Source organism: Pseudomonas sp. WS 5079 (assembly GCF_012985465.1).
GTDB lineage: Bacteria > Pseudomonadota > Gammaproteobacteria > Pseudomonadales > Pseudomonadaceae > Aquipseudomonas.
This window is the reverse complement of sequence record NZ_JAAQWN010000009.1, coordinates 241,465-253,541: the sequence shown is the minus strand read 5'-3', so window position 1 is coordinate 253,541 and position 12,077 is coordinate 241,465. Positions and strand designations below refer to the sequence as shown.

The 12,077-nt window shown below is 61.2% G+C and carries 11 protein-coding genes; 3 read left to right on the top strand and 8 right to left on the bottom strand.

The genetic code is table 11. The features are described 5' to 3' along the window. Window positions 1–182: 182 nt before the first annotated feature. The 3 genes from HBO05_RS23505 to HBO05_RS23495 are packed head-to-tail and all read right to left on the bottom strand — an operon-like array spanning window position 183 to window position 2,768. Entirely contained in the window at window positions 183–1,364 is a 1,182-nt protein-coding gene (locus HBO05_RS23505; protein WP_169956179.1) for an acetyl-CoA C-acetyltransferase, read from the bottom strand. Window positions 1,365–1,375: 11 nt separating this feature from the next. After that, on the bottom strand, window positions 1,376–2,035 hold the full coding sequence (locus HBO05_RS23500; RefSeq protein WP_027603173.1) for a CoA transferase subunit B: 660 nt from the start codon (window positions 2,033–2,035) through the stop codon (window positions 1,376–1,378). Between the two features lie 34 nt (window positions 2,036–2,069). Continuing rightward, a complete protein-coding gene (locus HBO05_RS23495; protein ID WP_010211319.1) occupies window positions 2,070–2,768 on the bottom strand; it encodes a CoA transferase subunit A in 699 nt (232 codons plus the stop codon). Window positions 2,769–2,900: 132 nt separating this feature from the next. On the opposite strand from HBO05_RS23495, the gene HBO05_RS23490 reads away from it, so the two are divergent. Further along, window positions 2,901–3,803 carry a LysR family transcriptional regulator gene (locus tag HBO05_RS23490; RefSeq protein ID WP_170057913.1) on the top strand — a complete coding sequence of 301 codons (903 nt, stop codon included), beginning with the start codon at window positions 2,901–2,903 and terminating at the stop codon, window positions 3,801–3,803. Between the two features lie 120 nt (window positions 3,804–3,923). Here the strand turns inward: HBO05_RS23490 and HBO05_RS23485 are convergent, their stop codons facing one another. Then, window positions 3,924–4,253: a hypothetical protein gene (locus HBO05_RS23485; RefSeq protein WP_029296579.1), complete on the bottom strand. Its 330-nt coding sequence runs from the start codon at window positions 4,251–4,253 to the stop codon at window positions 3,924–3,926. A gap of 332 nt (window positions 4,254–4,585) precedes the next feature. On the opposite strand from HBO05_RS23485, the gene HBO05_RS23480 reads away from it, so the two are divergent. After that, entirely contained in the window at window positions 4,586–4,747 is a 162-nt protein-coding gene (locus HBO05_RS23480) for a hypothetical protein (RefSeq protein ID WP_169956119.1), read from the top strand. Window positions 4,748–4,884: 137 nt separating this feature from the next. On the opposite strand, the gene HBO05_RS23475 is transcribed toward HBO05_RS23480, so the two are convergent. The 4 genes from HBO05_RS23475 to HBO05_RS23460 all read right to left on the bottom strand — a co-directional run bounded on the left by HBO05_RS23475 (window position 4,885) and on the right by HBO05_RS23460 (window position 10,995). Next, entirely contained in the window at window positions 4,885–5,325 is a 441-nt protein-coding gene (locus HBO05_RS23475; protein WP_169956176.1) for a CBS domain-containing protein, read from the bottom strand. Window positions 5,326–5,449: 124 nt separating this feature from the next. Then, the gene (locus tag HBO05_RS23470) at window positions 5,450–7,399 is read right to left on the bottom strand and encodes a DNA topoisomerase III (protein ID WP_172314205.1); all 1,950 of its coding nucleotides are present in this window, start codon (window positions 7,397–7,399) and stop codon (window positions 5,450–5,452) included. Window positions 7,400–7,628: 229 nt separating this feature from the next. After that, window positions 7,629–9,254, bottom strand: a complete 1,626-nt coding sequence (locus tag HBO05_RS23465) for an MFS transporter (RefSeq protein WP_170043170.1) — start codon at window positions 9,252–9,254, stop codon at window positions 7,629–7,631. A gap of 94 nt (window positions 9,255–9,348) precedes the next feature. Further along, a complete protein-coding gene (locus HBO05_RS23460) occupies window positions 9,349–10,995 on the bottom strand; it encodes a GMC family oxidoreductase N-terminal domain-containing protein (RefSeq protein WP_172314203.1) in 1,647 nt (548 codons plus the stop codon). A 129-nt stretch (window positions 10,996–11,124) separates the two neighbouring features. On the opposite strand from HBO05_RS23460, the gene HBO05_RS23455 reads away from it, so the two are divergent. Further along, window positions 11,125–12,012: a LysR family transcriptional regulator gene (locus tag HBO05_RS23455; RefSeq protein WP_169956169.1), complete on the top strand. Its 888-nt coding sequence runs from the start codon at window positions 11,125–11,127 to the stop codon at window positions 12,010–12,012. The last annotated feature ends 65 nt before the right edge of the window (window positions 12,013–12,077 follow it).

Below are 12,077 nucleotides of genomic sequence, written 5' to 3'. Positions count from 1 at the left end.
GAGATCTAATGTAGGAGCTGGCTTGCCTGCGATAGCGGTGTAGCAGTCAATGCTGCCGGTGACTGCCCCACCGCTATCGCAGGCAAGCCAGCTCCTACATTGGACGGTGTTCGCCAATCAAAATAGGCAAAAAAAGGCCCGGCTTTTCGTGGAGCCAGGCCTTTTTCGTGTTGCTCGTTGAATCAGTCGCGCTCAAGGGCCAGTGCCACGCCCTGGCCGCCGCCGATGCACAAGGTCGCGAGGCCTTTCTTGGCATCGCGCTTGATCATTTCATGCAGCAGGGTCACCAGCACCCGACAGCCTGATGCGCCAATCGGATGGCCTATGGCAATCGCGCCGCCGTTGACGTTGACCTTGGCCGCGTCCCACTCCAGTTCCTTGCCCACTGCCAGCGCTTGCGCGGCGAAGGCTTCGTTGGCTTCGATCAGGTCCAGGTCGGCCAACTGCCAGCCGGCCTTGTCCAGGCAGCGACGGGTTGCAGACACCGGGCCAATGCCCATGATCGCCGGGTCGACGCCCGCGTTGGCGTAGCTGGCGATACGCGCCAGCACTGGCAGGCCGAGGGCCTTGGCTTTATCGGCACTCATCAGCAGCACAGCGGCGGCGCCGTCATTGAGGCTCGACGCGTTACCGGCGGTGACGCTGCCGTCTTTCTTGAAGGCGGGCTTGAGCTTGCCCAGGGACTCGGCGGTGGTACCGGCGCGGGGTTGTTCGTCCACGCTAAAGGCAATCGGGTCGCCCTTGCGCTGGGGAATCAGGATCGGCGTGATTTCATCGGCAAAGCGCCCGGCTTCAATCGCCGCGGCCGCTTTTTGCTGGGAGGCGGCGGCGAAGGCATCCTGAGCTTCACGGCTGATGCCGTACTTGTCCACCAGGTTCTCGGCGGTGATGCCCATGTGATAGTCGTTGAACGCATCCCACAGGCCGTCGGTGATCATGCTGTCGACCATCTTCGCGTGCCCCATGCGCAGGCCGGTGCGCGCGGCTGGCAGCACGTAAGGGGCCAGGCTCATGTTTTCCATGCCGCCGGCGATGATCACTTCGGCATCACCGCAACGGATGGCCTGAGCGCCCAGGTGCAAGGCCTTGAGGCCCGAGCCGCAGACCTTGTTCAAGGTCAGGCTCGGCACCGCGTGGGGCAGCCCGGCGAGGATCGACGCCTGGCGCGCCGGGTTCTGGCCGGAGCCTGCGGTCAGCACTTGGCCGAGGATCACTTCGTCCACTTGCGCAGGGTCCAGGCCGGTCTGCTCCAGCAGGCGGCGGATCACGGCGGCGCCCAGTTCCGGTGCCGGGATGCCGGCCAGGGCCCCTTGAAAGCTGCCCACGGCGGTGCGGGTGGCAGCAACAATCACGACGTCTTGCATGGAATCTGTCCTCACTGGAAGTGCATTTCTGGAACGTGGTCCGGGACGATCAGTTTACCGGCGGTCTTGCTCACAATCTCTTCCACGCTGACGCCAGGTGCGCGTTCCTTGAGGACGAAAGCGCCATTTTCGATTTCCAGGTAGGCCAAGTCCGTCAGCACGCGCTTGATACAGTTGGCACCGGTCAGCGGCAGGCTGCACTGGCTGAGCAACTTGGACTCACCGTCCTTGGAGGCGTGGGTCATGATCACAATGATGTTTTCTGCACCGGCCACCAGGTCCATGGCGCCGCCCATGCCCTTGACCAGCTTGCCGGGGATCATCCACGAGGCGATGTTGCCGTGCACGTCCACTTCAAAGGCACCGAGCACCGTGAGGTCAACGTGGCCGCCGCGAATCATCGCGAAGGATTCGGCCGAGGAGAAGATCGACGCGCCGATACGTGCGGTGACGGTCTGCTTGCCGGCGTTGATCATGTCGGCATCGATGGTGTCTTCGGTAGGAAACGGTCCCATGCCCAGCAGGCCGTTTTCCGATTGCAGCATCACTTCCATGCCTTCGGGAATGTAGTTGGCCACCAGGGTCGGGATGCCGATGCCGAGGTTGACGTAGAAGCCGTCCTGCATTTCGCGGGCGACGCGTTGAGCCATTTGTTCGCGGGTAAGAGCCATTTTATGAGTCCTTATTGTTCGGGCTGGAGGCAGATTATTTGCGGACAGTGCGCTGTTCTATGCGCTTCTCGAAGGTGCCGCAGATAATCCGGTCGACGTAGATGCCAGGGGTGTGGATCTGCGCCGGGTCCAGCTCGCCCGGTTCGACGATTTCCTCGACTTCGACCACGGTGATCTTGCCGGCGGTGGCGGCCAGCGGGTTGAAGTTCTGGGCGGTGTGGCGGTAGATCACGTTGCCGAAATGGTCGGCTTTCCAACCTTTGACGATGGCGAAGTCGCCGGTGATGGATTCTTCCATCAGGTATGGGCGCCCGTTGAATTCACGGGTTTCCTTGCCTTCGGCGACGGGCGTGCCAACACCTGTGGCGGTAAAGAACGCTGGAATGCCGGCGCCGCCTGCGCGCATTTTTTCCGCGAGGGTGCCCTGGGGCGTGAGCACCACTTCGATTTCACCGCTGAGCAGTTGCTTCTCGAACAGGGCGTTTTCACCGACGTAGGAGGCGATGACCTTGCTGATCTGTTTTTCTTCGAGCAATACACCCAGGCCGAAGCCGTCGACGCCGCAGTTGTTGGAAACTACCGTGAGGTCGCGGGTGCCTTTGCGCTTGATTTCGGCGATGAGGTTTTCCGGGATGCCGCACAGGCCAAAGCCACCGGAGAGTACGGTCATGCCGTCTTCCAGGCCTGCCAGCGCTTCTTCATAGGACGCCACGCGTTTATCGAAACCTGCCATATGCACCTCTTTTATTGTTTGTGGTCCAGCCAGTGAACCGAGTGTTGCGCCGGGGGATTGATTTGTTAAGTTGTTTTTTAAGGTTGATTGATTTAAAAAACAGCACAATTATCCGGCCATTGGAGCAGCGTCATGACAGTTAAACAGATGCGGGCCTTCCTTGCCGTGGCCCAGACCTTAAGTTTTGCCGCCGCCTGTGAGCGCCTGCATTTGTCCCAGTCGGCCCTGAGCCTGACTATCAAAGGCCTGGAGGAAGGCCTGGGCGGGCGGCTGTTCAGCCGTAATACGCGCAACGTCGCGCTGACCCCGGAAGGCGAATCCCTGCTGCCCCTGGCCCGGCGCTTGATTGCCGACTGGGACAATGCCGAGGATGAACTACGCCAGCGTTTCACCCTGCAGCGCGGGCGAGTGACGGTGGCGGCGATGCCGTCGTTTGCCGGCAACCTGCTGCCGCCGATCCTGAAGATCTTTCGCGCGCGGTTTCCCCAGGTCAATGTCACGGTGCACGACCTGATCAACGAACAGGTCCTGGAAATGGTCCGCGATCGCCAGGTCGAGTTGGGTGTGGCATTTGAACCCTCATCGGGATCGTCGTTGGCCTTTACCCCGCTGTACCTGGACCGCTTTGTCGCGGTAGTGCCCGGTGACTCAACGCTGGCACACATGACCGAGATCGATTGGAAAACCCTGCTGGCACAACCCTTCATTACCTTGCAGCGGCCTTCGACGGTAAGGGTGATGTTGGAAGAGCACCTGGGTGCCTTGCAGATGAAGCTGCCGGTGGCATTGGAAAGCCATCAATTGGCGACGGTGGGCAAGATGGTCGCCAGCGGCCTGGGCGTCAGCGCCGTGCCAGCATTGTGCGCGCAGCAGATGGAAGAGGCAGGTGCCCGTTGCATCACCTTGGGTGATCCCGTGATCGAGCGGCCGATTGGGGTGCTGACCAAACCAGGACATGAGCTGTCGGCGGCGGCGCAGGCACTGTTTGATATCTTCAGGGGCGAAGCGCAGAAGGGGCGATTCCCGGGGATTTAAGTCAACACAAACAAATGTGGGAGCTGGCTTGCCAGCGATAGCTATCTAACATTCAACAACTCTGTTGATCGTTAAACGGTTATCCCAGGCAAACCAGCTCCCACAAAGGTCTAGTTATTCTTAGTAGTAGCGGTCAATCACTTTAACTTGCGAGTTGTCCTTGAACGACTCCCAGGCATTGTTAAGTGTATCGAAGACCTGCTCAATAAAGTTGCGATCGGCAGCGGCCTTTTTACCGACATAACCCTGGCCGCGGCGGTACATCTTCAGGCGCGCCGCCAGTTCACGGTTATTGCGGTCGAACTCGGCTTCTTCGGTATGGGGCGCCAGGCAGTCAATTTGCACTTCGCCCGATTTACCAATCCACAGGATATGGTCGTCGAGTGTGTCTTTCTGCGCTGCGAACATCTCAGCCAATTCATCGATAGTTGGTTGGTTGTTCAGATTCATGTGTAAGCCCCTTGACCAGTTGGCGATCTTCAGTTGATTCGTTAATCCACGTTAGTTGTCTCCGGTTGCGAAAACCGGGCGTCAGAAACGGTCTGCCAAATACGGGCAGGGTCTTGAACCTGATGCATGTAGTGTTTCTGATGAACTGCTACGCAATGGTTTCATAACGAAGACAAGCAGCATTTGAGCTTCTTGTACCGATCCTTTCGGGCCGGTCAGCTTCATCAATCTGCCTTGTGGGCAGTGCACATCCGGAAAAACAGCTCGGCGGTCAGACGAGCTTGTTCAAAACGCGTGTTACCAACGCTCCCGATCCGGGAGACGCTTGAATCATGCAAGGTCAAAATGGTTACGTCAACGGTTATGTAGTGATTATTTTTGATCACTACATATTTTTTGCAGAAGAGAGGGCGGTCTGGGAAAAGGTGACTTGGGCGTCATTTTTTGTGCCGGGGAGTCGGGGTAAGCATGGCGATGCTGGACCCTTCCAGTGATCTAATGTGGGAGCGGGCTTGCTCGCGATAGCGGTGGATTAGTCAGTAATTTTTTTGACTGATCCACCGCTATCGCGAGCAAGCCCGCTCCCACATAAGCCTGTGTTCACATTGGCTTCGAGGTGTTTTGGTAAATGCTATTCGCCGCGGATGTACTGTTCCAATTGCTGGATAAGGGCAGCCTGTTCAGCGATGGCTTCCTTGACCAGGTCGCCAATGGACAGCAGGCCCAGCAGTTCTCCGCCTTCCACCACGGGCAGGTGGCGCAGGTGGCCGTCAGTCATGATACCCATGCAGTCTTCGACGCTTTTGTGGGTGTCCACGGTGATTGCCGGTGAACTCATCACCTGGTGGACCTGTGTGCTCGTCGAGGACAGTCCATGGAGAATCAGTTTACGCGCGTAGTCGCGCTCACTGATGATGCCAACGACCTTGTCGTCCTTGACCACCGGCAAAGCGCCGACGTTCTTCGCTGCCATCACCACCAGCGCCTCAAACACGGTGTGGTTCCACTGGATGGTATGGACTTCCTGATTCTTCTGGTCCTTGGACTTGAGCAACTGTGCGACGGTCTTCATGGTGGCCACCCCGGTTTTGTTATTAGGCAGTTCCTACAGAATCCTAGACCGCTGGCGCCAGAGCAAGACCTAAAGCGGCGTATATCCGCTTGAAAAGCGTCATTACCCGACTTTTTTCGGTATTTCAGCCCTTGTTTGCTGGTTTTGCCGCCCGTTTCGGGCTGGCGCCGGCCTTGCGTTTGGCCGGCTTGCGTTTGTTTTTCCAGGGGGCGGCGCCACGGCCTGCCGGGCTGGCCGGGCCGCTGATGGTCATTTGCATACCATTGCAGCGGGCCACTTGCTTGCTCATCCAGGCCGCCTGCTTGGCGACAAACTCTTCCAGGCTCATCTCACCGCTTTGCACCATGTCCAGGGCCTGCTCCCAAATCGCCGTGGTGCCGGGGTCGGCAATCGCCCTGGGCACCGCGTCGATAAGGCTGAAGGCCGCCGGTGTGGCAGACAGTGCCTTGCCGTTTTTCACCAGGTAACCACGGTCCAGCAGGCCCTGGATGATTCCGGCCCGCGTCGCCTCGGTGCCGATGCCGGTGGTGTCCTTGAGCTTTTGCTTGAGCAACGGGTCCTCCACCAGTTTGGCGACGTTCTTCATCGCCTTGATCAGGTCGCCTTCGGTGAAAGGCTTGGGCGGTTGGGTCCACAGGTCCTTGAGGTTGACCTTCGCCACTGCATAATCCTGGCCCTGCACCAACGCTGGCAAAGGCTGTGGCGCCGGCGCCTCGCGGCCCTTGCTGGGCGCCAGGGCTTCGGGCAAGGCGCGCTTCCAGCCCGGCTCCACCACCACTTTGCCTACCGCGCGCAGGGCTTCACCGGCACAGTCGAAATCCGCCTGGGTGCGGTCGTATTCGTGGTTGGGCAGGAACTGCGCCAGGTAACGGGCGCGGACCAAGGTGTAGACGGCGCGGTGCTTGCCGGTCAGTTGCGCGAGGTCCTTGCCGGCGCCGGTGGGGATGATGCCGTGGTGGGCGCTGACCTTGGCGTCGTTCCAGGCACGGGAGCGGCGTTGCGCATCGAGGTGTGGCATCAGCGCATTTACCGCCGGGTCGGCGCGGCCCAGTGCCGCGAGAATTGTCGCCGCGTCGCCATGCTGGCTCACGGGCAGGTAGCCGCAGTCGCTGCGTGGGTAGGTGATGACCTTGTGGGTTTCGTAGAGGGACTGGGCGATATCCAGGGTTTCCTGGGCGCCGAGGCCGAGTTTCTTCGAGCAGATCTCCTGCAGCGTGCCCAGGTCAAAGGGCAGCGGTGCCACTTCGCGCATGCGTTCGGTGCGCAGCTTCACCAGGCGCGCGCTGGCTGCATTGCTCATCGCCGTTGCCGCCTGCTGTGCCCGCTCCGGGTTGAGGCAGCGGCCCTGATCGTCACAGAGATCGTCGGCGGCGCGCCATTGCGCGATAAAGCGCATCTGCTGGTCCAGCAGTTCGACGTCGATTGCCCAGTAAGCCACCGGGACGAAGTCGGCAATGCTGCGGTCGCGGTCCACCACCAGGCGCAGGGTCGGGGTTTGCACCCGGCCCACTGGCAATACGCCCTGATAGCCGGACTGGCGGCCGAGCAGGGTAAACAGGCGACTCATGTTCATGCCGATCAGCCAGTCGGCACGTGAGCGGCCCAGGGCCGAATGGTAGAGGCTGAAGGTGTCTGCGCCAGGCTTCAACGAGGCCAGGGCCTTGCGGATCGAGGCATCATCCAGAGCCGACAGCCACAGGCGCTGGATCGGCCCGCGATAGCGGCAATGCTCCACCAGCTCCCGGGCGATCATCTCGCCCTCGCGGTCGGCATCGGTGGCAATCACCAGTTCCCGGGCTTCCCCGAGCAGGCGCTTGACCGCCTTGTACTGGCTGGCGGTCTTGGGCTTGACCGTCATCTTCCATTTTTCCGGGACGATGGGCAGGTCGGCCAGCACCCAGCGCTTGTACTTGGCGTCGTAGGCATCGGGCGGGGCGGTTTCCAGCAGGTGGCCGATGCACCAGGTGACGGTGACGTCGGTTCCCAGCCAGCAACCGTCGCCCCGGCGCCGGGCGCCGAGCACGGCCGCGATATCCTTGGCCTGGGAGGGTTTTTCACAGAGGAACAGCCGCATGCTCAGCCCATTCGTTACACAGTTGAATGGAGAGCAGGATGGGCAAAAGAAGGGAATTGAGCAACCTTTATCTGTATGGATATACAGCAATTTGTGTGGGCGCCGGCAAACCAATGTGGGAGCGGGCTTGCCCGCGATGACGGTGTGCCAGTCACTGTATTCATTGACTGACCTACCGCCATCGCGAGCAAGCCCGCTCCCACAAGGGATCTACAGGCTTTGCGGGATATTAGTTTTTATCCAGATCCACATTCTTGGTTTCCTTCAGGCACAGCAGCCCGACGATCAGGCTCACCCCGGTAATCACCACCGGGTACCACAGCCCGTAGAAAATATCGCCGGTGTACACCACCAGGGCAAACGACACGGTTGGCAGGAACCCGCCAAACCAGCCGTTACCGATGTGATAGGGCAGCGACATGGACGTGTAGCGGATGCGCGTCGGGAACAGTTCCACCATCAGCGCGGCCAGCGGGCCGTAGCACATCGCGGCGATCAGGATCAGGGCGACGATCAGCACCACCACCATGGTTTTGTTGACCTGGGCCACGTCCGCCGATTTCGGGTAGCCAGCCAGGGTCACGGCGCCGCGCAGGGCGTCTTCGTCGTAGCCGTCGATGCGCACATCGCCGATGCTCACTTGCACCGCGCTGCCGGCAGGTGCGGCTTCGCTGCTGTAGGGCAGGCCCTGTTTGACCAGGAAGGTCTTGACCTTGTCGCATGGGCTGTCAAAGCGCGCCTTGCCTACCGGGTCGAACTGGAAGGTGCAGGTGGCCGGGTCCGCCAGCACGGTGATCGGGGCCTGGCGGCTAGCCTGGTCCATCGCCGGGTTGGTGTAGTGGGCCAGGCCCTTGAAGATCGGGAAGTACAGGGCGGTGGCCAGCAGCAGGCCGACCATCAGTACTGGCTTGCGCCCCCATTTGTCCGAGAGCCAGCCGAAGAAAATAAAGAACGGCGCGCCAATCACCACGCTGATGATCAGCAGCATATTGGCCAGGGCCGGGTCCATCTTCAGGAACTGGGTCAGGAAGAACAGCACGTAGAACTGCGCGGCGTAGAAGGTCACGGCCTGGCCGGCGTTGATGCTGAACAGTGCAATCAACACCACCTTGAGGTTTTCCCAGTTGCCGAACGACTCGCGGATCGGCGCCTTGCTGGCCTTGCCTTCCTCTTTCATTTTCAGGAACGCGGGCGATTCGTGCAGGCTCATGCGGATCCAGGTGGAAATCCCCAGCAGCACGATGGACAGCAGGAACGGCAGGCGCCAGCCCCAGACTTCAAATTGATCGCCTGTGAAGTAACGGCAGGCCAGCACCACCAGCAACGACAGCAGCAGGCCGAGGGTCGCGGTGGATTGAATCCAACTGGTGTGGAAGCCGCGTTTGCCGGCCGGGGCGTGCTCGGCGACATAGGTCGCGGCGCCACCGTATTCACCGCCCAGGGCCAGGCCCTGGAGCATGCGCAGCACCACGAGGATGATCGGCGCAGCGATGCCGATGCTGGCGTAGGTGGGCAACAGGCCTACGCAGAAAGTCGCCACGCCCATCAGGATGATGGTGGCGAGGAAGGTGTACTTGCGCCCGATCATGTCCCCCAGGCGGCCGAATACCAGCGCGCCGAACGGCCGCACCACAAAACCGGCGGCAAAGGCCATCAAGGCGAAGATAAAGGCCGTGGTGTCGTTGACCCCGGCAAAGAATTGCTTGCTGATCACCGCCGCGAGGGCGCCATAGAGGAAAAAGTCATACCACTCGAACACCGTCCCCAGGGACGAGGCGAAGATGACCTTTTGCGACTCCTTGCTGGAGACAGTGGCGCCAGGAGTGGCGTCCAGGGGTTGAGCACGTTCTGACATGGGGTAGCCCTCACAGTGATTATTTATTGTTGTTCCACTGTCGGCGCCAACTTCAGCGCCGCTCTTGCCCTGTAGGCTTGCCGGCTTCTACAGGTCATGCCGGTGTTGTCTGTTCTCTTTCGGGGGTGAGGTTCCTTGTTGGCGGGGACAGGATCAGTTGCGCGGCTTTTTCCGCGATCATCAACGTGGGTGAGCAGGTGTTGCCGGAGGTGATACGCGGCATGATCGAGGCATCGGCGATGCGCAGGCCCGGCACGCCGTGCACGCGCAATTGGGCATCGACCACCGCGTCCTTATCCTGGCCCATGCGGCAGGTGCCGACCGGGTGAAAAATCGTGGTGCCGATCCGCGCGGCGGCTTCCTGCAATTGTTCGTCGCTCTGCAACGCCTCACCGGGCAGGTATTCCACCGGGTTGAAGGGGCGCAGGGCCTGGGCGCCGACAATGCGCCGGGTCAGGCGGATAGCTGCGGCGGCCACGCGCAAGTCTTCGGCATGGCTCAGGTAGTTGGGCTGGATCAGGGGCGGCGCCGCCGGATCGGCCGAGCGGATATCAATGCGTCCGCGACTCTGTGGGCGCAAGTCGCAGACCGACGCGGTAAATGCCGGGAACGCGTGCAGCGGTTCGCCAAAGCGCTCCAGCGACAGCGGCTGCACGTGGTATTCGAGGTTGGCCGAAGTCTGTTCCGGCCCCGAGCGGGCGAAGGCGCCGAGTTGGCTGGGGGCCATGGACAGCGGGCCGCTGCGGTCATACAGGTATTGCAGGCCCATGCCCATCTTGCCCCACACGGAGCCGGCGATCTGGTTCAGGGTGCGGGCGTTTTCCAGCTTGTAGATCAGCCGCAGTTGCAGGTGATCTTGCAGGTTGCCGCCGACTCCTGGCAGTTCGTGCCGTACCTCGATGCCCAAGGGCTTGAGGATGCTCGAAGGGCCGATCCCGGAGCGCTGCAGGATGCCGGGCGAACCCACGGCACCGGCGCACAGGATGATTTCCTTGCGCGCTTGCCACGTCACCGCTTGCCCTTGCTGGCGGCCCGCCACCGCACTGGCGCGGCCGTTTTCCAGGAGTACGCGGTCGACTTCCACGCCAGTGAGCACCGTGAGGTTGGCGCGCTGGCGGATGGGCTTGAGAAACGCCTTGGCCGCATTCCAGCGCACGCCGCCTTTCTGGTTGACCTGGAAGTAGCCACACCCCTCGTTATCGCCCTGGTTGAAGTCGTCGATGCTGGCGATGCCGTTCTGCTTGGCGGCTTCGCGGAAGGCGTCGAGGATCGGCCAGTGCAGGCGCTGTTGTTCCACGCGCCATTCGCCGCTGTCGCCATGCAGCGGCGAGGCACCGGCAAAATGGTTTTCGCTTTGTTTGAACAGCGGCAATACATCGTCCCAAGCCCAGCCGGGATTGCCTTCGGCGGCCCAACCGTCGTAGTCATTGGCCTGGCCGCGCATGTAGATCATGCCGTTGATCGACGAGCAACCGCCCAACACCTTGCCCCGCGGATAGCTCAACGCACGGCCTTGCAGGCCAGGCTGGGCCTCGGTCTTGAAGCACCAGTCGGTGCGCGGGTTGCCGATGCAGAACAGGTAGCCGACGGGGATATGGATCCAGGGATAGTTGTCGCGCCCGCCCGCTTCAAGCAGCAACACGCGATGGGCAGGGTTGGCGGACAGTCGGTTGGCCAGCAGGCAGCCCGCAGGGCCGGCGCCTACCACCACGTAATCGTATTGCGCAGGTGCAATAGTCATCTGGGGTCTCGCTTGTTTTTCTTATTGGCTCCATCCTAGTTGTTAGTTTTCGTCTTAAAAATGTTAGTTTTTACCCAGCTGCTGTGCGTTTTTAAACAGCGCTGCGCTCATGGCCGAGAGGGGGGTGACATGTTCGACTGGAATGACCTGCGGTATTTTCTTGAGTTGCAGCGCAGCGGGCGCCTGCTCACCGCCGCCCAGCGCCTGAAAACCACGCATGCGACCGTAGCCCGGCACATCGAGGCCATCGAGAAAAGCCTCGGCACTGCGCTGTTTGTGCAGCACGCCCAGGGTTATGAACTGACGCCGTCGGGCGAAGCGCTGCTCAAGCATGCCGAAGCCATGGAGAACGTGGCGCTGCTGGCCGAAGAAGAACTGACCCATTCCGCCGCGCCCCTGGGCAAGATTCGCCTGGGGGTGGCCGAAGGCTTGGGCGTGATGTTTCTCGCCAGCCGCATGGGTGGCCTGTTCGAGCGTTATCCGGGGCTGGAAGTGGAACTGGTGGCGGTGCCGCGCTTTGTCAGCATCCTCAACCGCGAGGCCGAGATCAGCATCCACCTGGAGCGGCCCAGCGTCGATCAACTGGTCACGCGCAAACTCACCGACTACCGCCTGGCCCTCTACGCCAGCCGCAGCTACCTGGCGCGCACGCCAGCCATCGAGAAACGCGAAGACCTGGCCGCCCATGCCTGGATCGATTATGTCGACGACCTGTTGTTCAGCCAGGAATTGAAATTCCTCAGCAGCTTTTGCCGCAACCCCAGGGTGGTATTCCACAGCACCAGCGTGATCGCCCAGCACCAGGCGGCGCGCTCAGGGCTGGGGATTGCGGTGTTGCCATGCTTTATGGCCGCCGGCGACCCGGACTTGGTGCCGCTGTTGCCGGAGGAGGGCATCCAGCGCAGCTACTGGATCAGCTCCCGGCGCGAACTGCACAAGTCGGTGCGGTTGCGGGTGTTGTGGGATTACGTGGTGGAGTTGTGCGCCAAGGAGCAGGGGCTGCTGTTGGGCGAGTAGCGAAGGGCAAGGGGGCTTTACAGAGATCAAATGTGGGAGCTGTCGAGCCCCTGCGAGGCTGCGAT

What these genes read in the sequence shown, in the direction of transcription:
- HBO05_RS23485 (WP_029296579.1), bottom strand. Translation starts at nt 4,253, where the DNA reads ATGAATCTGAACAACCAACCAACTATCGATGAATTGGCTGAGATGTTC.
- HBO05_RS23505 (WP_169956179.1), bottom strand. Translation starts at nt 1,364, where the DNA reads ATGCAAGACGTCGTGATTGTTGCTGCCACCCGCACCGCCGTGGGCAGC.
- HBO05_RS23465 (WP_170043170.1), bottom strand. Translation starts at nt 9,254, where the DNA reads ATGTCAGAACGTGCTCAACCCCTGGACGCCACTCCTGGCGCCACTGTC.
- HBO05_RS23460 (WP_172314203.1), bottom strand. Translation starts at nt 10,995, where the DNA reads ATGACTATTGCACCTGCGCAATACGATTACGTGGTGGTAGGCGCCGGC.
- HBO05_RS23480 (WP_169956119.1), top strand. Translation starts at nt 4,586, where the DNA reads ATGCAAGGTCAAAATGGTTACGTCAACGGTTATGTAGTGATTATTTTT.
- HBO05_RS23495 (WP_010211319.1), bottom strand. Translation starts at nt 2,768, where the DNA reads ATGGCAGGTTTCGATAAACGCGTGGCGTCCTATGAAGAAGCGCTGGCA.
- HBO05_RS23490 (WP_170057913.1), top strand. Translation starts at nt 2,901, where the DNA reads ATGACAGTTAAACAGATGCGGGCCTTCCTTGCCGTGGCCCAGACCTTA.
- HBO05_RS23500 (WP_027603173.1), bottom strand. Translation starts at nt 2,035, where the DNA reads ATGGCTCTTACCCGCGAACAAATGGCTCAACGCGTCGCCCGCGAAATG.
- HBO05_RS23475 (WP_169956176.1), bottom strand. Translation starts at nt 5,325, where the DNA reads ATGAAGACCGTCGCACAGTTGCTCAAGTCCAAGGACCAGAAGAATCAG.
- HBO05_RS23470 (WP_172314205.1), bottom strand. Translation starts at nt 7,399, where the DNA reads ATGCGGCTGTTCCTCTGTGAAAAACCCTCCCAGGCCAAGGATATCGCG.
- HBO05_RS23455 (WP_169956169.1), top strand. Translation starts at nt 11,125, where the DNA reads ATGTTCGACTGGAATGACCTGCGGTATTTTCTTGAGTTGCAGCGCAGC.